This window comes from Arthrobacter glacialis, assembly GCF_002909415.1.
Classification (GTDB): domain Bacteria; phylum Actinomycetota; class Actinomycetes; order Actinomycetales; family Micrococcaceae; genus Specibacter; species Specibacter glacialis.
In genome coordinates this window covers 1-24,766 of record NZ_PPXB01000013.1, presented here as the reverse complement: position 1 = coordinate 24,766, position 24,766 = coordinate 1, and the positions used below count along the sequence as shown (strand labels likewise).

The window sequence follows — 24,766 nt, the reverse complement described above, 5'->3', positions numbered from 1 at the left end:
AAGCGGGAAGGAGCCCTCCTTCACAACCCGGCACCAGAGAGGTGCCGTTGACAATACATTTTTCTGCTTAGACGTTTTTGATGGCGTCCATGATGCGCTCAGTAACTTCGTCCATGGGACCCAGTCCGTCAACCTTGGCCAAAATGCCGCGCTCCGCATAGCGGGACACTACAACCTCAGTCTGTTCACGGTAAAGATCCAGGCGGTGCCGGATGACTTTTTCATTGTCGTCGGTGCGTCCGGTTTCCAGTGCCCGTCCCAGCAGACGCTTGACGAGTTCCTCGTCGTCGGCCGTCAGCTGGACCACAACATCAAGATTCACACCGGCCGCGGCCAGAATGTCATCGAGTTCGTCCACCTGGGGCGAGGTGCGGGGGTAGCCATCCAACAAGAAGCCCTGCGCAACATCGCTCTGGGCGAGCCGATCGCGCACCATCCGGTTGGTCACGCTGTCCGGAACAAAGTCACCGTTGTCGATGTACTTCTTTGCTTCCAGACCCAAGGGAGTTTCGCCCTTGACGTTGGCGCGGAAGATGTCGCCTGTGGAGATGGCAACAATGCCCAGCTCCGAACAGATCCGGTCAGCCTGTGTGCCTTTGCCTGAACCGGGAGGCCCAATGATCAGCATTCTTGTCATCGCAATAACCCTTCATAGTGGCGCTGCTGGAGCTGCGCATCAATCTGCTTGACAGTCTCCAACCCAACACCCACCACGATCAGAATAGACGTGCCACCGAACGGGAAGTTCTGGTTAGCCCCAATCATGACCAAGGCGATGAGAGGGATCAGAGCAACAATTGCCAAGTAGAGCGCACCCGGCAATGTGATGCGCGAGATTACGTACTGCAGGTAGTCCTGGGTAGGACGCCCTGCACGAATACCGGGGATGAATCCGCCGTACTTCTTCATGTTGTCGGAGACCTCTTCGGGGTTGAAGGTGATCGCGACGTAGAAGTAAGTGAAGCCGATGGTCAACAGGAAGTACAGCGCCATGTAGATCGGGTGATCTCCACGTGTGAGGTAGTTGTTGATCCATTCAACCCAGCCCGGAATTTCAGAGCCGTCTGCCGGTGTGGCAAACTGTGCCAGCAAAGCCGGCAGGTACAGCATCGAGGAGGCAAAGATCACCGGGATAACACCGGCCATGTTGACCTTGATGGGGATGTAGGTGCTGGTGCCGCCCATGGTGCGGCGTCCCACCATACGCTTGGCGTACTGGACGGGAATGCGTCGCTGCGACTGCTCAACAAAGATAACCAAGGCCATGACCAGCAGGCCAACGACCATGACGATCAGGAAGGTGCCCCAGCCCTGGGTCTTCAGGATGGCGCCCAAGGAGGTGGGGAACATTGCTGCGATGGCAACGAAGATCAGCAAGGACATGCCGTTGCCGACACCCTTTTCGGTGACGAGCTCGCCCATCCACATGATCAAGCCGGAACCGGCTGTCAGGGTGATGATGAGCAACAAGATGGTGATCAGGTTGTCGTTGGGGATCAACGCGCCAGGTGTTCCTGCAGCGCCACAGCCAGCAAAGAGCTGGCCCGAGCGTGCAAGGGTGATCAGGGTGGTGGCATTGAGCAGACCCAAGGCGATAGTCAGGTAGCGCGTGTACTGAGTCATCTTCGCCTGGCCCTGGGCACCTTCAAGGTGCAGTTCCTGGAAGCGGGGAATGACCACACGCAACAGCTGAACAATAATGCTCGCGGTGATGTAGGGCATGATTCCCAAAGCGAAAATGGAAACCTGAAGCAAGGCGCCGCCGCTGAACAAGTTAACCAGCTGGTAGATACCCTGGCTTGTGTCAGCAGCATTCACGCACTGTTGGACATTTCGGTAATCAATTCCAGGCGAGGGGATAAAAGCGCCCAAGCGGAAGATGGCAAGAATTCCCAGCGTGAACAACAACTTGCGTCGCAGATCAGGCGTGCGAAAGGCGCGGCCAAATGCGGTAAGCAAGCGTCCTCCTGATGTGTAGTAATGGAGTTGACTTCTCGAATGAAGCCCAAGGAAAGATTCTAGTGGGTGATCTGGCTCGCATTGAAACTGTGACGGTACAGCAGACCCATAAGGCGCGGCCAAACCAACACGGAATCCATAAAACGAAAGACCCCTGGTGAGCGGAACATGAGCTCCGCTCACCAAGAGTCTAATCGTTAGATGTGCGCATTTGTGAACTATTTACAGTTCGGTGGTGGTTCCACCTGCAGCAGCGATCTTTGTAACAGCGCTGGAGGAGAACGCGTGGGCGGTGATATCAACCTTGACGGTGATTTCGCCGGTGCCCAGCACCTTGACGGGCTGGTTCTTGCGAACGGCACCCTTCTCAACCAATGTTGCAACGGTGACAACGCCACCTTCGGGGAAGAGCTCGTTCAGCTTGTCCAGGTTTACAACCTGGAACTCGACGCGGAACGGGTTCTTGAAGCCACGCAGCTTCGGCAAACGCATGTGCAGCGGCAACTGGCCGCCGGCAAAGCCAGCCTTAACCTGGTAGCGAGCCTTGGTACCCTTGGTACCGCGACCTGCAGTCTTACCCTTGGATCCTTCACCACGGCCAACACGGGTTTTAGCCGTCTTGGCGCCGGGTGCGGGACGCAGGTGGTGGACCTTGAGCGCATTCTGCTTCTCAGCAGTTTCTACAGTCTTGTCAGTAGCCACTTTACTTAGTCTCCTCAACCTTGATCAGGTGCGGAACCGTGTTGACCATGCCAGCAGTCACTGCGTCAGCTGAGCGAACAACGGTGTGACCGATGCGCTTCAGACCCAATGAGCGAAGGGTGTCCTTCTGGTTCTGCTTGGCGCCAACGAGGCCCCTGATCTGAGTGATTTCCAGCTTTGCGTCGGAAACCTGAATGTTCTTCGGTGTAGTCATTACAGACCTGCCTTTTGCATGTTGCGCAAGAGAATGGCCGGAGCAACCTCGTCCAAGGGCAAGCCGCGGCGAGCCGCAACAGCCTTGGGGTCTTCCAGGCCCTTCAATGCAGCAACAGTTGCGTGAACAATGTTGATGGCGTTTGAGGAACCAAGTGACTTGGACAGCACGTCGTGGATGCCAACGCATTCCAAGATGGCGCGGACCGGGCCACCGGCAATAACACCGGTACCAGCAGCAGCCGGGCGCAGCATGACGACGCCAGCGGCGGCCTCACCCTGTACGCGGTGCGGGATGGTCTTGCCGATCATCGGAACGCGGAAGAAGGACTTCTTGGCTTCTTCAACGCCCTTGGCGATGGCCGCGGGAACTTCCTTGGCCTTGCCGTAGCCGACGCCAACCATACCGTTGCCGTCACCGACGATTACCAGAGCGGTGAAGCTGAAGCGACGACCACCCTTGACAACCTTGGCAACGCGGTTGATGTTGACAACGCGCTCGATGAACTGACTCTTCTCAGCTTCCTTGCCACCGTCGCGACCGCGGCCACGGCCACCGTCGCGACCGCCTTCGCGGCCTCCACGAGCGCCGTCGCGACCGCCACGGCCACGAGCGCCATCGGCGCCTGCAGCTGTCTCAGTCTTCGCAGCAGCACCGTCAGTTGCAGTTGCTTCTGACACAGTGTTCTCCTTGTTAATGTTTTCGGTCACAGTGCCAGACCGCCTTCACGTGCGCCGTCAGCAACAGCTGCAACACGACCGTGGTAACGGTTACCGCCACGGTCGAAGACAACAGCTTCGATACCGGCAGCCTTGGCACGCTCAGCAATGAGCTCACCAATGCGCTTGGCCTTGGCGGTCTTGTCACCGTCAAAGGCACGCAGGTCAGCTTCAAGGGTCGATGCCGAAACCAGGGTCAGACCCTGAGTGTCATCGATGACCTGAACGAACATGTGACGAGCAGAGCGGTTGACCACCAGACGCGGACGTACAGTGGAGCCACTGACGCGCTTGCGCACGCGCAGGTGGCGACGACCGCGTGCAGCGGCCTTGGACTTTCCTCTTATGGATAGTGCCATGGTTACTTACCAGCCTTTCCGACTTTACGGCGGATGATTTCGCCGGCGTAGCGAACGCCCTTACCCTTGTACGGGTCGGGCTTGCGCAGCTTGCGGATGTTGGCAGCAACTTCGCCCACTTGCTGCTTGTCAATGCCTGACACGGAGAGCTTAGTGGGGCTCTCAACAGTCAGTGTGATGCCTTCGGGTGCCTCAATGACAACCGGGTGGCTGAAGCCCAGAGCGAACTCCAGGTTCTGGCCCTTGGCAACAACGCGGTAACCGGTACCAACAATTTCCAGCTTCTTCTCGTAGCCTGCAGTGACACCGATGATCAGGTTGTCAATGAGGGTGCGAGTCAAACCGTGGAGTGAACGCGAAGCGCGCTCATCGTTGGGGCGGCTAACGGTTACGGTGTTCTCTTCGAGTGCAACCGTGATGGGGCTGGCAACAGTGTGTGACAGCGATCCCTTCGGGCCCTTGACGGAAACCAGGTTATCTTCAACCTTGACCTCGACGCCGGCAGGCACGGAGATGGGGAGACGTCCAATACGTGACATAAGTTCTTTCCCTTCTCTCTCTACTACCAGACGTAGGCGAGGACTTCCCCACCCACGCCCTTCTTGGCAGCCTGACGGTCGGTCAAAAGACCGGAAGACGTCGACAGGATGGCGACACCCAACCCACCCAACACGTTGGGGAGGTTTGTGGACTTTGCGTAAACGCGCAGGCCGGGCTTGGAGATACGGCGCAAGCCAGCGATTGAACGCTCACGTGCGGGGCCGTACTTCAGGTCGATGGTCATCTTCTTGCCAACTTCGGCGTCTTCAACCTTCCAGGCAGCAATGTAACCCTGCGCCTTGAGGATGTCGGCGATGTGGCCTTTGAGCTTGCTAAACGGCATGGACACGGTGTCGTGGTGTGCCGAGTTTGCGTTGCGCAGACGCGTAAGCATGTCTGCGACAGGATCTGTCATTGTCATTTGGGCGCTTGCCCTTCCTCGTAACGGTTTCCTTCGCGGCGATTAGAAGCGGCGGCAAAAAATGCCAACCCTTCATACCCGCAGAACGGACCTTTTACGTAGATTATTTATCTTCGGATTTAAACGGGAAGCCAAGCGCCTTAAGCAGCGCGCGGCCTTCGTCATCGGTCTTGGCTGTGGTCACGACGGTGATGTCCATACCGCGGGGGCGGTCAATGGAATCCTGGTCGATCTCGTGGAACATAACCTGTTCGGTCAAACCGAAGGTGTAGTTTCCGTTGCCGTCAAACTGCTTGCCACTGAGGCCGCGGAAGTCGCGGATACGGGGCAGTGCAAGTGTGACCAAACGGTCCAGGAATTCCCACATGCGATCTCCACGCAGGGTAGCGTGGCAACCGATCGGCATGCCTTCGCGCAGCTTGAACTGTGCGATCGACTTGCGAGCCTTAGTTACCTGAGGCTTCTGACCGGTGATGGCGGTGAGGTCGCGAACGGCGTGGTCAATGAGCTTGGAGTCCTTAGCGGCATCTCCAACACCCATGTTGACAACAACCTTGACCAGGCGCGGAACCTGGTTGATGTTCGCGTACTTGAATTCCTCGACCAAAGCCGGCTTGATCTCCGCTGCGTAGCGGGTCTTCAAGCGGGGGATGATCGTGGGAGTGTTCTCTGCAACTACCGAGCTCATGGCAGGTCCTTCCCCGAGGTCTTGGCAACGCGGATACGTACTTGACGTTCGCGGCCATCGCGCTCAACGGTTTCGATGCGGTAGCCAACGCGAGTCGGCTTCTTCGTGGACGGGTCCACTACGGCAACGTTGGAGATATGAATGGGTGCCTCGACGCTCTCGATGCCACCAGTGTTGGTGCCACGTTCGGTCTGACCGGCCTTGGTGTGCTTGGTGACACGGTTAATACCCTCAACCAACACGCGGTTGGTCTCGGTGTATACCTTCAGGACTTTGCCCTGCTTGCCACGGTCGCCGCCACGCTCAGCCTTGGCGCCTGTGATGACCTGAACCAGGTCACCCTTTTTGATTTTTGCCATGAGTTACAGCACCTCCGGAGCCAACGAGATGATCTTCATGAACTTCTTGTCACGAAGTTCACGGCCAACCGGGCCGAAGATACGGGTACCGCGGGGGTCCCCGTCAGCTTTGAGAATGACAGCTGCATTCTCATCGAACTTGATGTAGGAACCATCCGCACGGCGGCGTTCCTTCTTGGTACGAACGATGACAGCCTTGACGACGTCACCCTTCTTTACGTTACCGCCGGGGATTGCATCCTTGACGGTTGCGACAATGGTGTCGCCAATGCCTGCGTAGCGGCGCCCAGATCCACCGAGAACGCGGATTGTCAAGATTTCCTTGGCACCCGTGTTGTCGGCGACCTTAAGCCGCGACTCCTGCTGAATCACTAGTGTCTCCTGTTCGTCGCGCCGGTTCTTGGCCATAAACCATCTATGGATAAGCCTTGCGGAACGTATTGTTCGGGATGTCTCTTGACGTGCCTGGATTTTGCCAAAACACGCCTAAATACCTCATGCCAACTGCACTTTCCGTACCGATGCACGGATAAATCCACGGATCGAACGGCAGTTTGTAGGGGCACGAGCATTTACGAGGTATTTGCGCACCTGACATGCCTGCCGAAAACGGCGGCACAGAAAAGGCGCAGCAATAAATAATCCTAGCACGACGGCGGAACCTCACGGTACGCTGCCAGCCCACCAAAGGCGTTACCTCCCCCACACTCCCCGCACCTTCGCTGAGTCAAGGTTCCGAGCCCGCGGCGGGGCTGGTGTTCTCGTAGGCTGCGTCAGGGAGACCAGAGGCCGCCCGCGGCCGAAGGTCGGAAAGCAGCCGAGAGAATGCCGGCTTCGCCGCCGGGCCAGCCGCCAAGGTCTCAGCCGCCGTCGAGCATTGGGGGTTAAACGACGTTGGGCCCGCCGCCACAAGTGGCAACGGGCCCAACGTTTTAGTAATCAACCACGCACAAGTGCGTGAGTTAAGTTACTTAGCCTTCTCTACGATCTCAACCAGGCGGAAACGCTTGGTTGCGGAGAGCGGGCGGGTCTCGGAGATGATGACCAGGTCGCCGATGCCGGCGCTGTTCTCTTCATCGTGAGCCTTGATCTTCTTGTTGCGACGCAGAACCTTGCCGTACAAGGCGTGCTTCACACGGTCTTCGACCTCTACAACGATGGTCTTTTCCATCTTGTTGGAGACGACGTAGCCGCGAAGCTTCTTACGCTCGTTGCGGACAACTGCATCCGCGCCTTCTTCAATGTTGTTTACAGAATCGCTCACTTGGCGTCCTCCTCAGATGTTTCAGCCTTCTTGGAGGCCTTTTTGGCTTCCTTGTCAGCCTTCTTGGAGGCCTTCTCCACGGGTGCAGCAGCAACCACGTCCGGGCGAATGCCCAGCTCGCGCTCACGCATGACTGTGTAGATACGGGCGATGTCGCGCTTTACAACGCGCAAACGACCGTGGCTTTCCAGCTGTCCTGTAGCGGACTGGAAACGCAGGTTGAACAGTTCTTCCTTAGCCTTACGAAGTTCTTCGACAAGACGTGCGTTATCGAATCCGTCAAGCTGTGCAGGGGCAAGTTCCTTAGAACCAACTGACATCTCTACTCACCACCTTCGCGACGCACAATGCGCGCTTTCAACGGCAGCTTGTGGATTGCCAGGCGCAATGCCTCGCGTGCTACCTCTTCTGATACACCGGAGAGTTCAAAGAGAACGCGTCCGGGCTTGACATTCGCAATCCACCACTCGGGCGAACCCTTACCGGAACCCATGCGGGTTTCGGCAGGCTTCTTCGTCAAGGGACGGTCGGGGTAGATGTTGATCCACACCTTACCGCCACGCTTGATGTGACGAGTCATGGCGATACGAGCGGACTCGATCTGACGGTTGGTTACATATGCAGGCGTGAGAGCCTGAATGCCCCACTCACCAAATGAAACCACGGTGCCGCCAGTAGCCTGACCGGAACGACCCGGGTGGTGCTGCTTACGGTGCTTTACTCGACGTGGGATAAGCATTTAAGCCTGTCCTCCTTCTACTGCCGGAGCTGCAACCTCTGCAGCTACAGGAGCCTCAACCGCGGCAGCTGCCTCGGTGCGCTCAGGACGGTCGTTACGACGACGGTCGCCACCGGCACGGGGACCGCGGGTTCCGCGGTCATCGCCGTCACGACGCGGGCCACGGCCACGAGCAGGAGCAGCGGCTGCCTGAGCAGCCAGTTCCTTGCTGGTGACATCGCCCTTGTAGATCCAGACCTTGACACCAATGCGGCCGAACACGGTCTTGGCTTCGAAGAAGCCGTAATCGATGTTGGCACGCAGGGTGTGCAGGGGCACACGACCTTCGCGGTAGAACTCGGTGCGGGACATTTCAGCGCCACCCAAGCGACCGGCACAAGCGACACGGATGCCCTTGACGCTGCCAGTGCGCTGTGCGGACTGCATTGCCTTCTTCATCGCGCGGCGGAAAGCCACACGTGAAGTCAGCTGCTCTGCGATGCCCTGGGCAACGAGCTGAGCGTCTGCTTCCGGGTTCTTGACTTCCAGGATGTTCAGCTGAACCTGCTTGCCGGTGAGCTTTTCGAGCTCGCCGCGGATGCGGTCTGCTTCTGCTCCACGACGACCGATAACAATACCGGGGCGTGCGGTGTGGATATCCACACGTACACGGTCACGGGTGCGCTCGATCTCAACCTTGGAAATACCGGCACGATCCATGCCCGTGGACATGAGTGCACGGATCTGGATGTCTTCTTTTACGAAGTCCTTGTAACGCTGGCCGGGCTTGTTGCTGTCCGCGAACCAGTGTGAACGGTGGTCCGTGGTGATACCGAGTCGGAACCCGTGCGGGTTTACTTTCTGTCCCACTTAGCGAGCCTCCTCTTTCACGGGGGTAGCGACAACCACTGTGACGTGGCTGGTGCGCTTCTTGATCTCAAACGCACGACCCTGAGCACGCGGTTGGAACCGCTTCATGGTCGGGCCCTCGTCAACGAAGATCTCGCTGATGTAAAGATCATTTTCGTTGAACGCGATGCTGTCGCGGTCAGCCAGAACGCGGGCGTTAGCCACTGCGGACTGGACTACCTTGAATACCGGCTCCGAAGCTGCCTGGGGGGCAAACTTCAAAATCGCCAATGCCTCATTCGCCTGCTTGCCACGAATCAGGTTGACGACGCGCCGGGCCTTCATAGGCGTAACGCGCAGATGACGCGCACTTGCCTTGGCTTCCATTGCTATCTCTCTCTCGTCTTGCCGTAAAGTCAAGCGCCTTAGCGGCGCTTGCCCTTACGGTCGTCCTTGACATGGCCGCGGAATGTCCGCGTGGCGGCGAATTCGCCGAGCTTGTGCCCGACCATCGACTCAGTTACAAACACGGGGATGTGCTTGCGACCATCGTGTACAGCGATCGTGTGACCGAGCATGTCCGGGATGATCATCGATCGGCGGGACCAGGTCTTAATAACGTTCTTGGTGCCCTTTTCGTTTTCCCTAGCTACCTTTACAAAGAGGTGCTGGTCAACGAAGGGACCCTTTTTCAGGCTACGTGGCATGTCTGCCGGCTCCTATCGCTTGTTCTTGCCAGTACGGCGGCGACGAACAATCAGCTTGTCGCTCTCTTTGTTCGGACGGCGAGTACGGCCTTCACGCTTACCGTTCGGGTTGACCGGGTGACGTCCACCGGAGGTCTTACCTTCACCACCACCATGCGGGTGATCAACAGGGTTCATAGCAACACCACGAACTGTCGGGCGTACGCCCTTCCAGCGCATACGGCCAGCCTTACCCCAGTTGATGTTGGACTGCTCAGCGTTGCCGACCTCGCCGATGGTTGCGCGGCAGCGCACATCAACGTTGCGGATTTCGCCGGAGGGCAGACGCAACTGTGCGAAGCGGCCTTCCTTGGCGACGAGCTGAACAGACGCACCAGCGGAACGAGCCATCTTGGCACCGCCACCGGGACGCAGCTCCACAGCGTGGATAACAGTACCCACAGGGATGTTGCGCAACGGGAGGTTGTTGCCAGGCTTGATGTCAGCTTCGGGGCCGGCTTCTACGAAGTCGCCCTGCTTGAGCTTGTTCGGGGCGATGATGTAACGCTTGGTGCCATCAACGTAGTGCAGGAGGGCAATGCGTGCGGTGCGGTTGGGATCGTATTCGATCTCAGCAACGCGAGCGTTAACGCCATCCTTGTCGTGACGACGGAAGTCGATCAAGCGGTACTGGCGCTTGTGGCCACCACCCTTGTGACGTGTCGTGATACGACCGGTGTTATTGCGGCCACCCTTTTTGGGCAGGGGACGGACCAGAGACTTCTCCGGCGTCGACCGCGTGATTTCACTGAAGTCGGCAACGCTCGAGCCGCGACGGCCCGGGGTTGTCGGCTTGTATTTACGGATTCCCATAGTATATTTCCTCGTTAAAGTGGTCTCCGCTTATGAAAGCGGACCGCCGAAGATGTCGATCGTGCCTTCGCGAAGGGAGACAATGGCGCGCTTGGTGCCCTTGCGCTGTCCCCATCCGAACTTGGTGCGCTTGCGCTTACCAACACGATTGATGGTGTTGATCGTGTCGACCTTGACGGAGAAAATTTTCTCCACGGCCAGCTTGATCTCGGTCTTGTTCGAGCGGGGGTCAACCAAGAAGGTGTACTTACCTTCGTCGATCAAGCCGTAGCTCTTTTCCGAAACGACGGGTGCAAGCACTACGTCGCGCGGATCCTTGATGGTGACGGCGCTCACTTGGCGTCCTCCTCAATCGTCTGGGCAGCTTCGCCACCGGCGGGAACAAAGCCTGCGGCCTTGGCTTCCTCAACGGTTGCGAACCAAACCTCGGCCACAGTGGCGTCATACCAGCGTGAACCAGGCACGTGGTACTTCATGGAGTCCTTGTTGCCCTTGATGGTGCCTTCGGCATCATCGGCATCTTCGGAAACCAGGTCTTCAACCAACAGCATGCTGGAAGCGAAAGCTTCTGCAGCGGCACGGCCGGAAACGAAGACTTCGTATGCAGCCTGTGTGAAGACGATGTCATCAGAAACGAGCACGTCGTAGGTGTTGAGCTGGTCAACATACAGAACGTGGAGGTTGGTGATGTTACGTACGCTCAAAGCGGCAACGTCGTTGGCGCGCTCAATAACAACCAAGAGGTTCTTACGTGAGGAAACGCCGGCAAGGGTGGCCATGGCAGCCTTGGTGGAAGGCTTGGAGCCTGCAACCAATTCAGCAATAACGTGGATACGGCCGTTGCGTGCCCTGTCAGAGAGAGCACCGCGCAGTGCAGCAGCCTTCATCTTCTTGGGGGTGCGCTGGCTGTAGTCGCGGGGTGTGGGTCCGTGGACAACACCACCACCAGTCATGTGAGGGGCGCGGATGGAACCCTGACGGGCGCGGCCGGTACCCTTCTGTGCGTGCGGCTTACGGCCTGCACCGGATACTTCGGCGCGGGTCTTGGTCTTGTGAGTACCCTGACGGGCGGCAGCAAGCTGAGCTACGACAACCTGGTGCAACAAGGGCACGTTGGTCTGAACGTCGAAGATGTCAGCAGGCAGATCTACTTTGACAGTAGTCATTTACTTATGCTCCCTTCACGGCGGTGCGTACCAGGACGACCGAGCCGCGGGCGCCGGGGACGGCACCCTTGATCAGCAGTAGCGACTTCTCGGCGTCAACGCCGTGAACCGTGAGGTTCATGGTCGTTACGCGCTCGGCACCCATACGGCCTGCCATCTTCATACCCTTGAAAACGCGGCCGGGGGTGGACGCGCCACCGATGGAACCGGGCTTACGGTGGTTCTTGTGAGCACCGTGAGAGGCCGGGGCGCCATGGAAGCCGTGACGCTTCATAACACCGGCGAAGCCCTTACCCTTTGAAGTACCGACGACGTCGACCTTCTGGCCGGCTTCGAAGATCTCAACGGAGAGCTCCTGGCCGAGGGTGTAAGTGTCAGCGTCTGCAGTGCGCAGCTCGACGACGTGGCGACGAGGCGTGACGCCTGCCTTTTCGAAGTGACCAGCCAAGGGCTTGGTTACCTTACGAGGATCGATCTGGCCGTAGCCGATCTGGATCGCTACATAGCCATCTACCTCTGCGTTGCGCAGCTGGGTGATGACGTTGGAGTCGGCCTGGACGACGGTTACGGGAACAAGCAAGTTGTTCTCGTCCCAGACCTGGGTCATGCCGAGCTTCGTGCCCAGGATGCCCTTAGTGTTTCGGGTCGCGGTCATAGTTTCTCAGCACCTCCCTACAGTTTGATTTCGATGTTCACGTCGGCCGGCAAGTCGAGACGCATGAGCGAATCTACTGCCTTGGGCGTGGGATCAATGATGTCGATAAGACGCTTGTGCGTGCGCATTTCAAAGTGCTCGCGGCTGTCCTTGTACTTGTGAGGAGAACGAATTACGCAGTAAATGTTCTTCTCCGTGGGCAGCGGCACCGGGCCGACTACCGTTGCGCCTGCGCGCGTGACCGTCTCAACGATCTTCCGAGCTGAAACATCAATAACCTCGTGGTCATATGACTTCAGCCGGATGCGGATTTTTTGTCCCGCCATGGCGTCGTGACTCTCTTTCCTGTAACGAAGCATCCTGTAGGAGCAATGCTGTGGACGTAAACGCTGTTTACTTTTACCTGTTCAATGTGGCACTCACAGCCACGCTTCCAATGAACTGAATCCGGATAATTCCGGGTTCCTCAATCCACCGAAGCTCCGACCCCCGCGGTCGGGCGTGTCGTGAATAATTCACGCACGTACCCGCACTGATAATTCGAAGGAAGGTTATGTTTGGTCTTTAGCTTGGACCCTGCATCGAGCATTATCTCGACCGGGACACGAAAAAGCACTTGAACAACTCAATAAGTATGCCGGATTCTGCACCCAAACGCCAATCGGGGCTGGCGTGGCCTTGCTTGCCCTCGCCGCAGCTTCGCATCATCTGCGCCACTCTTGACGACCATGAGAGGCTTCACCTGTGGGCAAAGTCACTAAAAATACTGGGGTGCCTACTCCCCCGAAGACGCTGTCATTGGCATCGGTTCCCACCCGCCGGGTCAGTGGCCGGTGGGTTTCCTTGTTTGCCCTGAGCTGGTTCGGCGTATGGATTGCGCAGCTGACACCCGTGCAGCTGCTGCTTCCACTGCAGGTGGAGAAGTTCCTCAATGCCACAGACTGGGTCCAGAACGTTCTGGGGTTTGGCTACATTTCAGGCATCGCAGGGGCCTTCGCGCTGATTGCCTACCCGCTCACGGGGGCACTCTCCGACAGGACCACCTCCCGCTTTGGTCGGCGCCGACCTTGGATTGCCTTGGGCACGGCCGGCTTTTCCGTTTCACTGCTGGTTCTGGGTTTGCAGACATCATTGCTGGGGATTGGGATTTGCTGGGTGGCTGCCAGCACCTTCTTTTGTGTTCTCACGGCCGCCTTGACGGCTGCCATCTCCGACCAGGTCCCCGTCAATCAGCGCGGCTATGTCTCGGGGTGGATCTCCGCACCCCAGGCCATTGGCATTATTGCCGGATTGGTCCTGGTGATGACCCTTGGGCTGAGTACCTTTGGCGGCTACGCCCTGATGGCCTCGCTTCTGGTGGTGCTGGGCCTGCCGTTCCTACTGCTGGTCCCCGATCAAGTCCTGCCGGCGGGGATTGTTCCGCCGCTCACGTTCCGCTCGCTGCTGCAGGGCCTGTGGATCAGTCCGCGAGCGTACCCTGATTTCGGCTGGACGCTGTTGAGTCGCATCCTGGTGAACCTAGGGAACGCCTTTGGCACCAGTTTGCTGCTCTACTTCCTCATGTACGGGCTCAAGGTGCCCGACGCCGAGGACTCGCTGATTCTGTTGACTCTCGTTTACATGGTGTTTGTGATCATTGCGTCGCTGTGGCTGGGCAGGCTGTCCGACCGGTTGGGCAGGCGCCGGGTGTTTGTTTTTGGCGCTTCCGTCGTGCAGGCTGTTGCCGCCCTCATCCTGGCGTTTGTCCCCACCATGGGGGCAGCCACCGTTGGCGCAGCCTTGTTGGGGCTGGGATATGGCTACTTCCTCTCGGTGGATCAGGCCCTTGCGACCGAAGTCCTTCCCGACCAGCTCTCGCGCGGGAAGGACCTTGGCATCATGAACATCGCATTGACGGTGCCGCAAGCGTTCGCGCCCATGCTGGGAGCCTTGCTGGTCAGCGCCGTGGGCGGCTTCACCCTGCTGTTCCTTGTCTCCGGCATCACCGCCCTGGGCGGCGCCGTTGCCGTCGGCCAGGTCAAGGGGGTGCGCTGAGCTACTGCGGGGGTCCGGACAGGTACACGGGAACCGTCTCTTCCTCTACCGGCTTCTTGCGAGTCAGCCGCCAGATCGCGAAGGCTATGAGCGCCAGTGCCAGCAGAGCCAGCAGGAGGAAGGTGTAGCCGCGCACATACCAAATCACAGCCGTAGTTACGCCGATGGCGCCCCAGATGGTGAAGATCCGTTCGTTCAGGCTCATGCCCACGGCCAGCATGGCAACGAAGATCAGCAGCGAGATCAGCTGCTGCAGGGTGTCGCCACTGAAAATGGTCAGGAGAGCCCCGAAGCTGGCGAGGCAGGCCGCCGCCAGCAGGAGGAATTTGCCAGTTCTTTCCTGCTTTGCCAAGTATCGAATCAGCGCCAGGCCTCCCAACGCCGCGGCGCACCACTGCACAAACCAGAAGAGGCCAAGGTCCACGTAGCTGGAGCATGCCAGGAACCACACCAGTGCGCACGAAACCACCGCACCGTCCACACAACGACGCCGGATGTTGGCTGGCGCTTCCAAACAGCCCAACACGGCGATCAGCGTGAAGGTGCCCGCCCCGAGAAGCACGCTGCGGTGATCAGCCATGGTCATGAGGGAGAAGACGGCGCCTCCGGCCAGCGCAACACCCACCACGCTCCACCGTTGCACATACGGCGCATCCAGCAAATCCAGGAGCACCAGGCGCACCAGATACAAAGCGCCAACCACAACCACAAAGCTGGTAAAGGCTGCGACGCCCCTGAGCAGGGTTAGCTCGAATACTTGACTGCCAAACATCATGGCTGAAAGGAAAATCAGCAAAGCCCCGGGCAGCGTCAACCACGGCAGTCCCATCAAATGTGCCGCCACAATGAAGGCCAAACCAGCCACCAGCCACATGGCTGCGAAGATGCCAGTGGCGGCATCAGCATCCACAACGCAGGCAGCCAAGAGGAAGGTCGACGTCGCCACCAACCAGTACCAGCGCATCTCCGGTTCCTGGGGCGTGTAAAGGCACCGCCAAGCAATGACAGCTACGCATAGTGCCAGGAGAATCAATGCTGTGGCACCCGGCCACAGCACTGGTGCTATGACTGCGGCACCGCCCACCACTGCAACAAGTGCCAGATACGAGGCACCGCGCTGTGAAAGGAGCAGCTGCGCAACGACAGCCGTCACAGCAAGAGCCAAGAGTTCCACAGCCACCACCCACCGCAGAGCTGTTCCCTGAGCCGCGAAACCACCTGTGAGCTGGTGATAGGCAACAGGTACAAGGACCTGCCCGCCCAGCACCAACCACAGGCTGATCCGCAGGAGTACCGGCTCCCCCACAAGGTGTGCAGCCTTGGTGCGCTGCGCAAGGTACTGCACCAGAACTTGGAGCAGCAGGGCCACCGTCAGCGTCAGCGTGGTTACTGCAGGACTATCCAGCAGCTGGGCTGCGCCAACACCCACCAGCGCTGTCAAGGCAAGGCGGGCCACCATGAAGTGCACACCTCGGAGCACAGGGGTGGTTGCCTTGAGCGTCAAACCGCCGGACGTTGCCACGATGATTGCCAGGACCACTATCAGTGCGCCATTGCTGCCAGCGCAGCTCAAAACCAACGCCAGCATGGCGGCGGGCGCGACCCACTGGACCACGGCCGGCCAAACAGCTCGCAGTGCACCGGCAATACTCAACGACGCGATGGCCACTGCGGCCAGCCCCACTGCAACCAACGTGGCCCAGTTGGCGCCATGGTTGCCGATACCACTGACGGCCGCAACCAGCACCAGAAGGGACAAGGTGACCCCGGCGTCCATCTGCAGGCCGGTGATTGTCTGGCCTCGCCATTGCACGGCAGCGAGGATGAACAGTTGCGGCACCAGGGCAAGCATGATGACAAGTCCCAGATTGACGGTGGTGCCCGCGATCTGAGTTGCGGGGTCGGCCTCGGCCCAGAGCTGGAACAACGCCACCGCCAGCAAGAGGGAGCTCAGTCTGGCCGCCCACCAGTAAAGCCAGCGGTGCAAGGACTCGCTCTGGGAAGGAAGGAACAAGCCGGCGGAGATGAGAAATGCCGTACTCAGGGCCCAGCCAACACTGGCCCCGGCTGCGTTGAAGACTGGTCCCGCACTCAGGGCCGCAATGCCAAGGACCAGCGGTGCCACGAGCTCCGCGCTTGAGTAGCCGCTGGGGCGGGGCAGTCGAAAGAGCGAATAAGCCATGGCGGCGGCAGCCATCGCGACGGCCGCCACGAGGAACTCCCAGCGCGTTGCAACAAGCACGCCGGCGGTGGCATTTCCTGTGGCCTCTTGCCACAGGTGGCTCACCGACAAGGCAACCACCAGTGCTGTCCCCACCAGCGCCCATGCTGCGGCCGAGCAACTTGTTACGGTGCTAATTCTGCCAAGCTTGCCGATGAGGGCGTCGGCGAACAGTTGGCCGGCGGCAATGATGCCTATAACAGCTGCTATCAGCTGGGCTTTGCCCGGCTGGGACGGCACAAAGGTGGCCAAGGTCGAGGCCGCCAAGGCCGTCAGGAGCAGCCGGGAGGCAACCAACATGGCGGCGCGAAGGGCGGGCCTTTTGCTGGTGAGGAAACGCACCACCGTGTAAACAAGGGCCACCGCCAACAGCACTGACCAGCCGGCAGCCTCCAACAAGGGCGAGTAGATGAGGATGGCCCCCACAGCAGGAAGAGGCAGCCATTCCCCGCGTGGCAGGAATGCAGGCACGGCAGCCATGGCAATAATCAGCCCAACGGCCACACCGAGCACAGCAAATGAAGTGCCCCCATCATCATTGTGTTGCCAATGCAGGCTAATGCTCCACAGCAGTGCTGCCATGTTCATGAGGGGAATGCCGGTGAATACGTCCCATCGCACCCACCTCTCGCTCCCCAGGAAGCGGGCCAAAGGCGTCTTGGCATAGGCCACCGCGATGAGCTGCACGGCCAGAACCACCGTGAAGGATGCCGCTGCCCAGGCTGCGTTCGGCTCGATCATCCAAGAAATGAAGGGGGAAGTCAGCGTCAGAGAAAACCTCAGCCCCAGGTAGTTGTAGCCTTTCAGCGCCGGAGCGCATGTCGCCGTCATCACGAGGTAGTAGATGACTCCGGCCACCATCACCAGCGCGTGGTCGGCGGCGTTGAGGGCAAGACTGAAGATTAACGAGCCAACCAGGCCGGCGGGCGCAAACCACGGGCCAAGATCGTTCAAGGGTTTCGCATAGATGCTGGTTTCCCTACCGTTTGCGTCGCCGCCACGCTTCAGGAGCAGGCCGGCCAAAGACAGCAGAGCGGCAAAAACTATGAGTGCCGCAAAGTACCAGGCCAACGCGGCCCCCAGAACTGCCACCGAGGACCATGCTGTGGAGAGCAGGAAGGCCAGGGAAAGGTAGACCACCAGGCGGCTTTGCAGCCGCACAGCGACAAGGATATAGGCAGCTGTGCCTATCAGGGAGGTGCCGAGCCAAACGGAAGACGCTGCGGGGAAGCCCAAGTTGTAAGTCGCCAGACCTGCAAAGGGAATGATTGCCAGCGCTGTTCCTGCGAACGCCACAGCGGCTGGTTTCAGCCTGGCAACCTTGCTGTGCAGCACCAGTCCGGCTGTGTAGAAGAGCGCAGTTCCGAGCCAGACGCCCACCAGGCGTGCCACCACCGGGAGGGTGCTGCCCACAAAGAGGGCGGCTGCGGCAACCATGAGCAAGCTGGCCACATATAACGTGACGTTGATGTTCTGCGTCTCACGCCTGCGCTTCGTGGCGGCGACGGCGGCAGGGTCCAGCGGGGCAGGCGCGTGCGCCCGAGGGTGTGGCATTGTGGGCATGGCCGGCGGCCGCCCATAGGTTAATGACATAGCCGGCGCATTCACCGGAAGCCGCGCACCGGGCTGGCTGGGCACCGGCACCGTTGCGAAAGGTGGTGCCGGAGTGCGGACTGGCGGAGCACTTGCCGGACCGCCAGCGGCACTCCCTTGGTGGGCAGCCGGCTCTGGCCGGACCGCCTGTGCCGCAGCGGCAAGGGCATCGCTCCAGCCAGCGCGATGCCCTTGCAAATAGCCTTGCCGGTACGCTTCAGCGGTGGCGTTTCGCTCCGATGGACGTGGAGACGCGGCGGGCTGCTGACTCATGTCATTCCTTACTACTGGCGAACTCTCAGCTTAGGGCAATTCAAGCACCCAACGGTCAATTACGCCATCAAATGGGCATAACTACCCATGGTGTTGGCTGTTCGAGAATTCTGTACTCCGGGCTGATCACGAATACCGCGGCGACGGGCACCACTCAGCCCGAGGCACCCAAGTCGGCAATGAGCTGTGGATCATCGCACGCTGCAGCAAATGAGGCGATTCGCCGTTCAATTTCCCGCCCCAACAACCATTGGCCCACCGGGTTGGCCAATGGCTGCAGGAAACGGGGTTTGCACGTGAAGGTGTACTTCCAGACCAGTCTTGTGCCGCCGTCGGACTCGGCAAAGCGCCACCCAGCACCAAACGTGGCAAAGAACCACGGCCCGGCCACCATTTTCATGCCAACGTTTTTGCCCGGCACGAAGGACACGTACTCACTGATCATGAGCAGCCCCATCCTCGACCGCGTCCGGGTGCGCACGCCCTTGGCCGCCCGCGTGGCACCGCCCTCAAAATGCTGCGAGTGGATGAAAGGGTCCCACTTCAGCCGGAAATCGCCAGTGGTCTGGGAGAGTTCGAACGCGGTGGCAGCATCCAGCCGTACAGTCCGCTCGGCAATGACTTGGGGCACGGATCAGCCCTCCCGAATCTGGCGCATGGTGCGCACCAGGCTCACGGTTCCGCCAACTGCCGCACCAACGGCTAGGACCATGAGCCCCAAGCCCAGGTAGTTGGGGAAGCTCCAGCCCTCTGCGACAAGGGCCGGAATTTCACGCTCAAGCTCGACGGCGGGGCTCTCGCCCAGGCGGTAGCGCACGGGCTGGCCCACGATCTCAGCCTTCGTAGGGAAGTCCAACAGCCAGCCTTGGGTGGAGGTGCTGGGCGCTGGATGTCGGGGAAAGTGGTTGGTAGTGAGCGTGTGTTTCGTTCCGTCGCTGCCCAGGAACGTCAGTTCCACGCGAAAGAGGTGCTGTAGCCCGTCGCCAGCGTAGCCCACATTGACCCGCGCATCGGTGACAGTTCCAGGCAGCCCTGACTCCTGCAGCTCCCGGGCACTACTCCCTGGATTGCTCCCCACCTGAAACATGTTGACGCCAAACAGCAGCATGGTTGGGGCAAATGCCAAGATGATGATGGATGCGGTTCGGAGTGTTCTCGCGGGAACCCGTTGCTTGCTGATGGCCATCGTTCCAGCCTATAGTGCGGCCGCTGACACACCATGGGTAATCCTGCCCATCGGAAATTTCGCTCATTTCTTCTGCGTTGGTCATACGAACTTGGCCCCGCACCACCGGCAGGCCACGCCGGCAAGATTTGCCTCCTCCGCCCGAACAGACTGATAGGGACGAACCAATGCTCAACCAGCTGCTGCCGGACAGCCAATGGACGCAACACTGGTGCAGAGCATCGTGGACGGCATCGCACCCATGAACTAACCGGCGTTGCCCAGGCCGGGCACCACCTTGGCCGCGATCCGCACGGAAGGCCGCATCCGCCGTCGAACATTTCCAGCAGCTCCGCAGAAAGTCGCGAAAGCCACCCAACGGACATGTCCGGTGTGCAACCAAGTTTTAAACGGGAAGGGCCCCAGCCGAAGCTGGGACCCTTCCTATAGATCTAAGTAATTAATTACTTGATGATCTTGGTGACACGACCTGAACCAACGGTGCGGCCGCCTTCGCGGATAGCGAAGCCGAGGCCCTCTTCCATGGCGATCGGCTGGATCAGCGCGACAGTCATTTCGGTGTTGTCGCCAGGCATAACCATTTCCGTGCCCTCAGGCAAGGTGATAACGCCGGTAACATCCGTGGTGCGGAAGTAGAACTGCGGGCGGTAGTTGGAGTAGAACGGGTTGTGACGACCGCCCTCATCCTTGGCCAAGATGTAGACGTTGGCTTCGAAATCGGTGTGCGGGGTAATGGAACCCGGCTTCACGATAACCTGGCCACGCTCTACGTCTTCGCGCTTGATACCGCGGAGCAGCAGACCACAGTTCTCGCCGGCCCAAGCCTCGTCGAGCTGCTTGTGGAACATTTCGATACCGGTAACCGTGGTCTTCTGGACCGGACGGATGCCGACGATCTCGACCTCAGAGTTGATGCCCAGGGTTCCACGCTCGGCGCGGCCCGTAACAACAGTTCCACGACCAGTGATCGTGAAGACATCTTCAACCGGCATCAAGAACGGCTTGTCCTTGTCGCGGATCGGGTCAGGAACGTGGTTATCCACAGCATCCATCAAGTCCTCAACGGACTTGACCCATACGGGATCGCCTTCGAGAGCCTTCAAGCCGGAAACGCGGACAACAGGTGCCTCGTCGCCGTCGAAGCCCTGTGAGGAAAGAAGTTCGCGAACTTCCATCTCCACCAGGTCGAGGAGTTCTTCGTCGTCAACCATGTCGGACTTGTTCAGTGCGACCAGCAGGTAGGGAACGCCAACCTGGCGGGCCAACAGAACGTGCTCGCGAGTCTGAGCCATCGGGCCGTCAGTGGCGGCAACTACCAAGATAGCGCCGTCCATCTGGGCAGCACCGGTGATCATGTTCTTGATGTAGTCAGCGTGACCGGGGGCGTCTACGTGTGCGTAGTGGCGCTTCTCAGTCTGGTACTCAACGTGGGAGATGTTGATCGTGATACCGCGCTGCTTCTCCTCGGGAGCCGAGTCGATGGAGCTGAAATCACGCTGCTCGTTGAGTGTCGGGTACTTGTCGTACAGTACCTTGGAAATGGCAGCCGTCAACGTGGTCTTACCATGGTCAACGTGACCGATGGTGCCGATGTTAACGTGCGGCTTGGTCCGCTCGAACTTTGCCTTTGCCACAGGTTCCTCCTAGAACATTTTAGAAAACTTACTCTCAGTAGCGCTGTTCGCCACTGAAATCAAAATAAGTCTACTGGGGGCTTTTGATATTTAAGAAATTGCTTGCTGGTTGGGTCTGTTCCAGCCTAAGGCCAGAACAGACCCAAACAAAAAGTACGACTACTCGCCGCGTGCCTTCTGGATGATTTCGTCGGCTACTGCCTTCGGAACCTCAGAGTAGCTGTCAAACTTCATCGAGTACACGGCACGACCCTGGGTCTTGGACCGCAAGTCACCGATGTAGCCGAACATGCCGGACAAGGGAACAAGAGCCTTGATGACCTTGACACCGCTTGCGTCCTCCATGGACTGCATCTGGCCACGACGAGAGTTGATGTCACCGATAACTTCACCCATGTATTCCTCAGGGGTGCGGACTTCAACTTCCATCAACGGTTCAAGAAGAACCGGGTTGGCCATCCGAGCAGCTTCCTTGAACGCCATTCGACCGGCGATCTTGAAGGCCATTTCGGAGGAGTCAACATCGTGGGACGCGCCGTCGAGCAGCGTGGCCTTGATGCCAACCATCGGGTAACCGGCCAGCACGCCGTCAGGCAATGCGGACTGGATGCCCTGGTCAACGCTGGGGATGTATTCACGAGGAACACGGCCACCAGTGACCTTGTTCTCAAACTCGTACATCTCGCCTTCAGCAGTATCCATCGGCGCAATGGCGATCTGGATCTTAGCGAACTGACCTGAACCACCGGTCTGCTTCTTGTGAGTGTAGTCGTGCTTGACAACAGCGCGCTTGATGGTTTCGCGGTACGCAACCTGCGGCTTGCCAACGTTGGCTTCAACGTTGAATTCGCGACGCATGCGGTCCACAAGGATGTCCAAGTGGAGCTCGCCCATGCCGCCAATTTCGGTCTGGCCGGTGTCTTCGTTGAGGTTGACGGTGAACGTCGGGTCCTCAGCGGAGAGCTTCTGGATAGCCGTGGAGAGCTTCTCCTGGTCACCCTTGGTCTTCGGCTCAATGGCAACGAAGATCACGGGAGCGGGGAAGGTCATCGACTCAAGAACAATCTGGTTTGCCGGATCGCACAAGGTGTCACCGGTGGTGGTGTCCTTGAGGCCGATCACTGCATAGATGTGACCCGCGTGGATCTCATCTACAGGCATTTCCTTATTGGCGTGCATCTGGAAGAGCTTGCCAATGCGCTCTTTCTTGCCCTTGGTCGAGTTCATCAGCTGCGTACCGGAGGTTGCCCTGCCGGAGTATACGCGGATGAAGTTCAACTGGCCGAAGAACGGGTGCGTTGCGATCTTGAAAGCCAAAGCCGAGAACGGCTCGGTTTCACTCGGCTCGCGCTTGATCTCGATGGACTCGTCGCGAGGATCGTGACCGATCATGGCGCCAACATCCAACGGGTTCGGCAGGAAGTCAATAACAGCGTCGAGCATGGGCTGCACGCCGCGGTTCTTGAATGCGGAACCACAGAAGACCGGGTAGATCTCGGAGTTAACCGTCAGCTTGCGAATGCCAGCCTTCAGCTCCTCGATGGAGGGTTCAATACCTTCGAGGTACTTCTCCATGAGCTCTTCGGAAGACTCGGCAGCTGCCTCGACGAGGGCTGCGCGGTATTCTTCAGCCTTCTCCTGGAGATCAGCGGGGATCTCCTGGATTTCGTAGGCGGCCCCCATGGTGACGTCACCCTTGGAGTCACCGGCCCAGACGAAGGCCTTCATGGTGAGCAGGTCGACGACGCCGGTGAATTCGCTCTCGACACCGATCGGCAGCTGCATAACCAGGGGCTTTGCACCGAGACGGTTGATGATGGTGTCTACCGTGAAGTAGAAATCAGCACCGAGCTTGTCCATCTTGTTGACGAAGCAGATACGCGGGACGTTGTACTTGTCAGCCTGACGCCAAACGGTCTCGGACTGAGGCTCAACGCCTTCCTTGCCGTCAAAAACAGCAACAGCGCCGTCGAGAACTCGCAAGGAGCGCTCAACTTCCACCGTGAAGTCAACGTGGCCAGGGGTGTCAATGATATTGATCTGGTTCTTGTCCCAGAAGCAAGTCACGGCGGCAGACGTGATGGTGATGCCGCGTTCCTTTTCCTGTTCCATCCAGTCAGTCGTCGAAGCACCGTCGTGGGTTTCGCCGATTTTGTGGTTCACACCCGTGTAGAACAGGATGCGCTCAGTCGTAGTGGTCTTGCCGGCATCAATATGGGCCATGATGCCAATGTTGCGGACCTTGTTAAGGTCTGTAAGCACTTCCTGTGCCACGTTGTCTCCCTTTTCTAGAGATGAGCTACTGCGTGTCCGGCGGGGTTGCCGCCGGACACGCGTACGGCTCTAGTTACCAGCGGTAATGGGCGAAGGCCTTGTTGGACTCGGCCATCTTGTGGGTGTCTTCGCGACGCTTGACAGCGGCACCAAGACCGTTGGAGGCATCCAAAACTTCGTTGCGCAAACGCTCGGTCATGGTCTTCTCGCGGCGAGCCTTCGAGTAACCAACCAACCAACGCAGGGCCAATGCGGTCTGGCGACCGGGCTTGACTTCAACCGGAACCTGGTAGGTAGCTCCACCAACACGGCGGGACTTGACCTCAAGGCTGGGCTTGATGTTCTCCATGGCCTTCTTCAAGGCAACAACGGGATCAGCACCGGTCTTTTCGCGTACACCCTCGAGTGCGCCGTAAACGATGCGCTCTGCGGTGGACTTCTTGCCGTCAACGAGGACCTTGTTGATCAACTGAGTGACCAACGGGGAGCCGTATACGGGATCTACAACTAGCGGCCGCTTGGGGGCCGGACCCTTGCGAGGCATATTACTTCTTCTCCATCTTCGCACCGTAGCGGCTACGAGCCTGCTTGCGGTTCTTAACGCCCTGGGTATCCAATGCGCCACGGACGATCTTGTAACGTACACCGGGAAGGTCCTTAACACGGCCTCCACGAACGAGCACGATGGAGTGCTCCTGGAGGTTGTGGCCTACACCGGGGATGTAAGCAGTAACTTCCACGCCACCGTTAAGGCGCACACGTGCAACCTTACGCAGAGCCGAGTTCGGCTTCTTCGGTGTGGTGGTGTAAACGCGCGTGCAAACGCCGCGACGCATGGGGCTGCCCTTCAATGCGGGAGCCTTGGTCTTCGTGACCTTGGGTGTCCGGCCCTTTCGGACCAGCTGGTTAATCGTAGGCACTTTCGTGTTCTCCGTTGTTTTATCGTGTTGCTTGCCCCGCCGGCCGGAATGAATCAGCCGCTGGGGGTAAGCCGTTTACTGGTAGTCGCAGGCTTGGCGACTTCACAGCGCCTAGGCATGCAAAAATGTGGCATTCGCTGTACAAGAACCGTACAACCCGGACCCGCATCCACTTTCTTCACCTAAGCGAAGGAAATAGAAGCTCTTATCCACTGCCACACTAACAATTACTTATTACATTACCACGGGTTAAGACCAGCCAAGAAATCGGCCTGCTCCCCCACCGGACGCTCGCTCAGATACGGGGCCTTTCCCAGCAACGCCCGCTCACATACCCTACGTGCCAGCCTTGAGTGAGAGAGTTTTTCTCATTCATGTTTGGTGGGGCAGGAGGAGATAATTATTCATGGATATTCCCCAGAGGCCTTCCCGTCATGCGCATTTCTTGCCGGCGGAGCG

General features: G+C 58.9%; 30 protein-coding genes. 1 reads left to right on the top strand and 29 read right to left on the bottom strand.

From position 1 onward, the window contains the following. Positions 1-67: 67 nt before the first annotated feature. From CVS28_RS14820 to rpsJ, 22 genes are all read right to left on the bottom strand, one after another. Positions 68-628 (bottom strand): adenylate kinase, encoded by a 561-nt coding sequence (locus CVS28_RS14820; protein WP_207767467.1) that lies wholly within the window; start codon positions 626-628, stop codon positions 68-70. A 5-nt stretch (positions 629-633) separates the two neighbouring features. Next, entirely contained in the window at positions 634-1,959 is a 1,326-nt protein-coding gene (gene secY / locus CVS28_RS14815) for a preprotein translocase subunit SecY (RefSeq protein WP_103464852.1), read from the bottom strand. Positions 1,960-2,181: 222 nt separating this feature from the next. Then, positions 2,182-2,661 carry a 50S ribosomal protein L15 gene (rplO, locus tag CVS28_RS14810; protein ID WP_103464853.1) on the bottom strand — a complete coding sequence of 160 codons (480 nt, stop codon included), beginning with the start codon at positions 2,659-2,661 and terminating at the stop codon, positions 2,182-2,184. A gap of 1 nt (position 2,662) precedes the next feature. Next, a complete protein-coding gene (gene rpmD / locus CVS28_RS14805) occupies positions 2,663-2,875 on the bottom strand; it encodes a 50S ribosomal protein L30 (RefSeq protein ID WP_103464854.1) in 213 nt (70 codons plus the stop codon). Next, positions 2,875-3,585 carry a 30S ribosomal protein S5 gene (rpsE, locus tag CVS28_RS14800; RefSeq protein ID WP_103464855.1) on the bottom strand — a complete coding sequence of 237 codons (711 nt, stop codon included), beginning with the start codon at positions 3,583-3,585 and terminating at the stop codon, positions 2,875-2,877. The genes rpmD and rpsE overlap by 1 nt, the downstream gene beginning before the upstream one ends. Further along, positions 3,582-3,953 carry a 50S ribosomal protein L18 gene (gene rplR / locus CVS28_RS14795; RefSeq protein ID WP_103464856.1) on the bottom strand — a complete coding sequence of 124 codons (372 nt, stop codon included), beginning with the start codon at positions 3,951-3,953 and terminating at the stop codon, positions 3,582-3,584. The genes rpsE and rplR overlap by 4 nt, the downstream gene beginning before the upstream one ends. A gap of 2 nt (positions 3,954-3,955) precedes the next feature. After that, a complete protein-coding gene (gene rplF / locus CVS28_RS14790; RefSeq protein ID WP_103464857.1) occupies positions 3,956-4,492 on the bottom strand; it encodes a 50S ribosomal protein L6 in 537 nt (178 codons plus the stop codon). Between the two features lie 23 nt (positions 4,493-4,515). Beyond that, on the bottom strand, positions 4,516-4,914 hold the full coding sequence (gene rpsH / locus CVS28_RS14785) for a 30S ribosomal protein S8 (RefSeq protein ID WP_103464858.1): 399 nt from the start codon (positions 4,912-4,914) through the stop codon (positions 4,516-4,518). Positions 4,915-5,017: 103 nt separating this feature from the next. Further along, positions 5,018-5,602 (bottom strand): 50S ribosomal protein L5, encoded by a 585-nt coding sequence (gene rplE / locus CVS28_RS14780; RefSeq protein ID WP_103464859.1) that lies wholly within the window; start codon positions 5,600-5,602, stop codon positions 5,018-5,020. Next, a complete protein-coding gene (gene rplX, locus CVS28_RS14775) occupies positions 5,599-5,961 on the bottom strand; it encodes a 50S ribosomal protein L24 (protein ID WP_103464860.1) in 363 nt (120 codons plus the stop codon). Before rplX ends, rplE begins: the two co-directional genes overlap by 4 nt. Positions 5,962-5,964: 3 nt before the next feature. Then, complete coding sequence (gene rplN, locus CVS28_RS14770; protein ID WP_062286641.1) at positions 5,965-6,333, bottom strand: 50S ribosomal protein L14; 369 nt, start codon at positions 6,331-6,333, stop codon at positions 5,965-5,967. A gap of 595 nt (positions 6,334-6,928) precedes the next feature. Next, positions 6,929-7,225, bottom strand: coding sequence for a 30S ribosomal protein S17 (gene rpsQ, locus CVS28_RS14765; protein ID WP_103464861.1), 297 nt, complete (start codon positions 7,223-7,225; stop codon positions 6,929-6,931). Further along, a complete protein-coding gene (gene rpmC, locus CVS28_RS14760; protein WP_103464862.1) occupies positions 7,222-7,545 on the bottom strand; it encodes a 50S ribosomal protein L29 in 324 nt (107 codons plus the stop codon). Before rpmC ends, rpsQ begins: the two co-directional genes overlap by 4 nt. A gap of 2 nt (positions 7,546-7,547) precedes the next feature. Next, complete coding sequence (gene rplP / locus CVS28_RS14755) at positions 7,548-7,964, bottom strand: 50S ribosomal protein L16 (RefSeq protein WP_062286639.1); 417 nt, start codon at positions 7,962-7,964, stop codon at positions 7,548-7,550. Next, positions 7,965-8,813 (bottom strand): 30S ribosomal protein S3, encoded by an 849-nt coding sequence (gene rpsC / locus CVS28_RS14750; RefSeq protein WP_103464863.1) that lies wholly within the window; start codon positions 8,811-8,813, stop codon positions 7,965-7,967. Continuing rightward, the gene (rplV, locus tag CVS28_RS14745; RefSeq protein ID WP_062286637.1) at positions 8,814-9,179 is read right to left on the bottom strand and encodes a 50S ribosomal protein L22; all 366 of its coding nucleotides are present in this window, start codon (positions 9,177-9,179) and stop codon (positions 8,814-8,816) included. Positions 9,180-9,217: 38 nt separating this feature from the next. Next, the gene (rpsS, locus tag CVS28_RS14740) at positions 9,218-9,499 is read right to left on the bottom strand and encodes a 30S ribosomal protein S19 (RefSeq protein WP_062007556.1); all 282 of its coding nucleotides are present in this window, start codon (positions 9,497-9,499) and stop codon (positions 9,218-9,220) included. A 12-nt stretch (positions 9,500-9,511) separates the two neighbouring features. After that, complete coding sequence (gene rplB, locus CVS28_RS14735) at positions 9,512-10,351, bottom strand: 50S ribosomal protein L2 (protein WP_103464864.1); 840 nt, start codon at positions 10,349-10,351, stop codon at positions 9,512-9,514. A 30-nt stretch (positions 10,352-10,381) separates the two neighbouring features. Next, the gene (gene rplW, locus CVS28_RS14730; RefSeq protein WP_103464865.1) at positions 10,382-10,687 is read right to left on the bottom strand and encodes a 50S ribosomal protein L23; all 306 of its coding nucleotides are present in this window, start codon (positions 10,685-10,687) and stop codon (positions 10,382-10,384) included. Then, positions 10,684-11,517, bottom strand: coding sequence for a 50S ribosomal protein L4, sunset domain variant (gene rplD / locus CVS28_RS14725; RefSeq protein WP_103482007.1), 834 nt, complete (start codon positions 11,515-11,517; stop codon positions 10,684-10,686). The genes rplW and rplD overlap by 4 nt, the downstream gene beginning before the upstream one ends. Positions 11,518-11,521: 4 nt before the next feature. Next, on the bottom strand, positions 11,522-12,172 hold the full coding sequence (gene rplC, locus CVS28_RS14720) for a 50S ribosomal protein L3 (RefSeq protein WP_103464867.1): 651 nt from the start codon (positions 12,170-12,172) through the stop codon (positions 11,522-11,524). Positions 12,173-12,189: 17 nt separating this feature from the next. Then, a complete protein-coding gene (gene rpsJ / locus CVS28_RS14715) occupies positions 12,190-12,498 on the bottom strand; it encodes a 30S ribosomal protein S10 (RefSeq protein ID WP_038464699.1) in 309 nt (102 codons plus the stop codon). Positions 12,499-12,943: 445 nt separating this feature from the next. Between rpsJ and CVS28_RS14710 the strand changes: the two genes are divergently transcribed. Next, complete coding sequence (locus CVS28_RS14710; RefSeq protein ID WP_103482053.1) at positions 12,944-14,206, top strand: MFS transporter; 1,263 nt, start codon at positions 12,944-12,946, stop codon at positions 14,204-14,206. Position 14,207: 1 nt separating this feature from the next. Here the strand turns inward: CVS28_RS14710 and CVS28_RS14705 are convergent, their stop codons facing one another. From CVS28_RS14705 to rpsL, 7 genes are all read right to left on the bottom strand, one after another. Then, on the bottom strand, positions 14,208-17,990 hold the full coding sequence (locus CVS28_RS14705; protein ID WP_103482006.1) for a hypothetical protein: 3,783 nt from the start codon (positions 17,988-17,990) through the stop codon (positions 14,208-14,210). A gap of 457 nt (positions 17,991-18,447) precedes the next feature. Next, complete coding sequence (locus CVS28_RS14700) at positions 18,448-18,924, bottom strand: SRPBCC family protein (RefSeq protein WP_103482005.1); 477 nt, start codon at positions 18,922-18,924, stop codon at positions 18,448-18,450. Positions 18,925-18,927: 3 nt separating this feature from the next. Next, positions 18,928-19,479 carry a hypothetical protein gene (locus CVS28_RS14695; RefSeq protein WP_103482004.1) on the bottom strand — a complete coding sequence of 184 codons (552 nt, stop codon included), beginning with the start codon at positions 19,477-19,479 and terminating at the stop codon, positions 18,928-18,930. 443 nt (positions 19,480-19,922) lie between these two features. Continuing rightward, positions 19,923-21,113, bottom strand: a complete 1,191-nt coding sequence (gene tuf, locus CVS28_RS14690; RefSeq protein WP_103464871.1) for an elongation factor Tu — start codon at positions 21,111-21,113, stop codon at positions 19,923-19,925. A gap of 159 nt (positions 21,114-21,272) precedes the next feature. After that, positions 21,273-23,387: an elongation factor G gene (gene fusA / locus CVS28_RS14685; protein ID WP_103464872.1), complete on the bottom strand. Its 2,115-nt coding sequence runs from the start codon at positions 23,385-23,387 to the stop codon at positions 21,273-21,275. Positions 23,388-23,460: 73 nt separating this feature from the next. Continuing rightward, a complete protein-coding gene (gene rpsG / locus CVS28_RS14680; RefSeq protein WP_038464713.1) occupies positions 23,461-23,931 on the bottom strand; it encodes a 30S ribosomal protein S7 in 471 nt (156 codons plus the stop codon). A 1-nt stretch (position 23,932) separates the two neighbouring features. Then, complete coding sequence (gene rpsL, locus CVS28_RS14675) at positions 23,933-24,307, bottom strand: 30S ribosomal protein S12 (protein ID WP_038464715.1); 375 nt, start codon at positions 24,305-24,307, stop codon at positions 23,933-23,935. Positions 24,308-24,766: the final 459 nt, after the last annotated feature.

Bases quoted from the DNA above. Each gene is read 5' to 3' on its own strand.
- CVS28_RS14820 (WP_207767467.1), bottom strand. From the start codon at position 628: ATGCTGATCATTGGGCCTCCCGGTTCAGGCAAAGGCACACAGGCTGAC.
- rpmD (WP_103464854.1), bottom strand. From the start codon at position 2,875: ATGACTACACCGAAGAACATTCAGGTTTCCGACGCAAAGCTGGAAATC.
- rplR (WP_103464856.1), bottom strand. From the start codon at position 3,953: ATGGCACTATCCATAAGAGGAAAGTCCAAGGCCGCTGCACGCGGTCGT.
- rplF (WP_103464857.1), bottom strand. From the start codon at position 4,492: ATGTCACGTATTGGACGTCTCCCCATCTCCGTGCCTGCCGGCGTCGAG.
- rpsH (WP_103464858.1), bottom strand. From the start codon at position 4,914: ATGACAATGACAGATCCTGTCGCAGACATGCTTACGCGTCTGCGCAAC.
- rplE (WP_103464859.1), bottom strand. From the start codon at position 5,602: ATGAGCTCGGTAGTTGCAGAGAACACTCCCACGATCATCCCCCGCTTG.
- rplX (WP_103464860.1), bottom strand. From the start codon at position 5,961: ATGGCAAAAATCAAAAAGGGTGACCTGGTTCAGGTCATCACAGGCGCC.
- rpmC (WP_103464862.1), bottom strand. From the start codon at position 7,545: ATGTCAGTTGGTTCTAAGGAACTTGCCCCTGCACAGCTTGACGGATTC.
- rplP (WP_062286639.1), bottom strand. From the start codon at position 7,964: ATGCTTATCCCACGTCGAGTAAAGCACCGTAAGCAGCACCACCCGGGT.
- rplV (WP_062286637.1), bottom strand. From the start codon at position 9,179: ATGGAAGCCAAGGCAAGTGCGCGTCATCTGCGCGTTACGCCTATGAAG.
- rpsS (WP_062007556.1), bottom strand. From the start codon at position 9,499: ATGCCACGTAGCCTGAAAAAGGGTCCCTTCGTTGACCAGCACCTCTTT.
- rplB (WP_103464864.1), bottom strand. From the start codon at position 10,351: ATGGGAATCCGTAAATACAAGCCGACAACCCCGGGCCGTCGCGGCTCG.
- rplD (WP_103482007.1), bottom strand. From the start codon at position 11,517: ATGACTACTGTCAAAGTAGATCTGCCTGCTGACATCTTCGACGTTCAG.
- rplC (WP_103464867.1), bottom strand. From the start codon at position 12,172: ATGACCGCGACCCGAAACACTAAGGGCATCCTGGGCACGAAGCTCGGC.
- rpsJ (WP_038464699.1), bottom strand. From the start codon at position 12,498: ATGGCGGGACAAAAAATCCGCATCCGGCTGAAGTCATATGACCACGAG.
- CVS28_RS14705 (WP_103482006.1), bottom strand. From the start codon at position 17,990: ATGCCCACAATGCCACACCCTCGGGCGCACGCGCCTGCCCCGCTGGAC.
- CVS28_RS14695 (WP_103482004.1), bottom strand. From the start codon at position 19,479: ATGGCCATCAGCAAGCAACGGGTTCCCGCGAGAACACTCCGAACCGCA.
- rpsG (WP_038464713.1), bottom strand. From the start codon at position 23,931: ATGCCTCGCAAGGGTCCGGCCCCCAAGCGGCCGCTAGTTGTAGATCCC.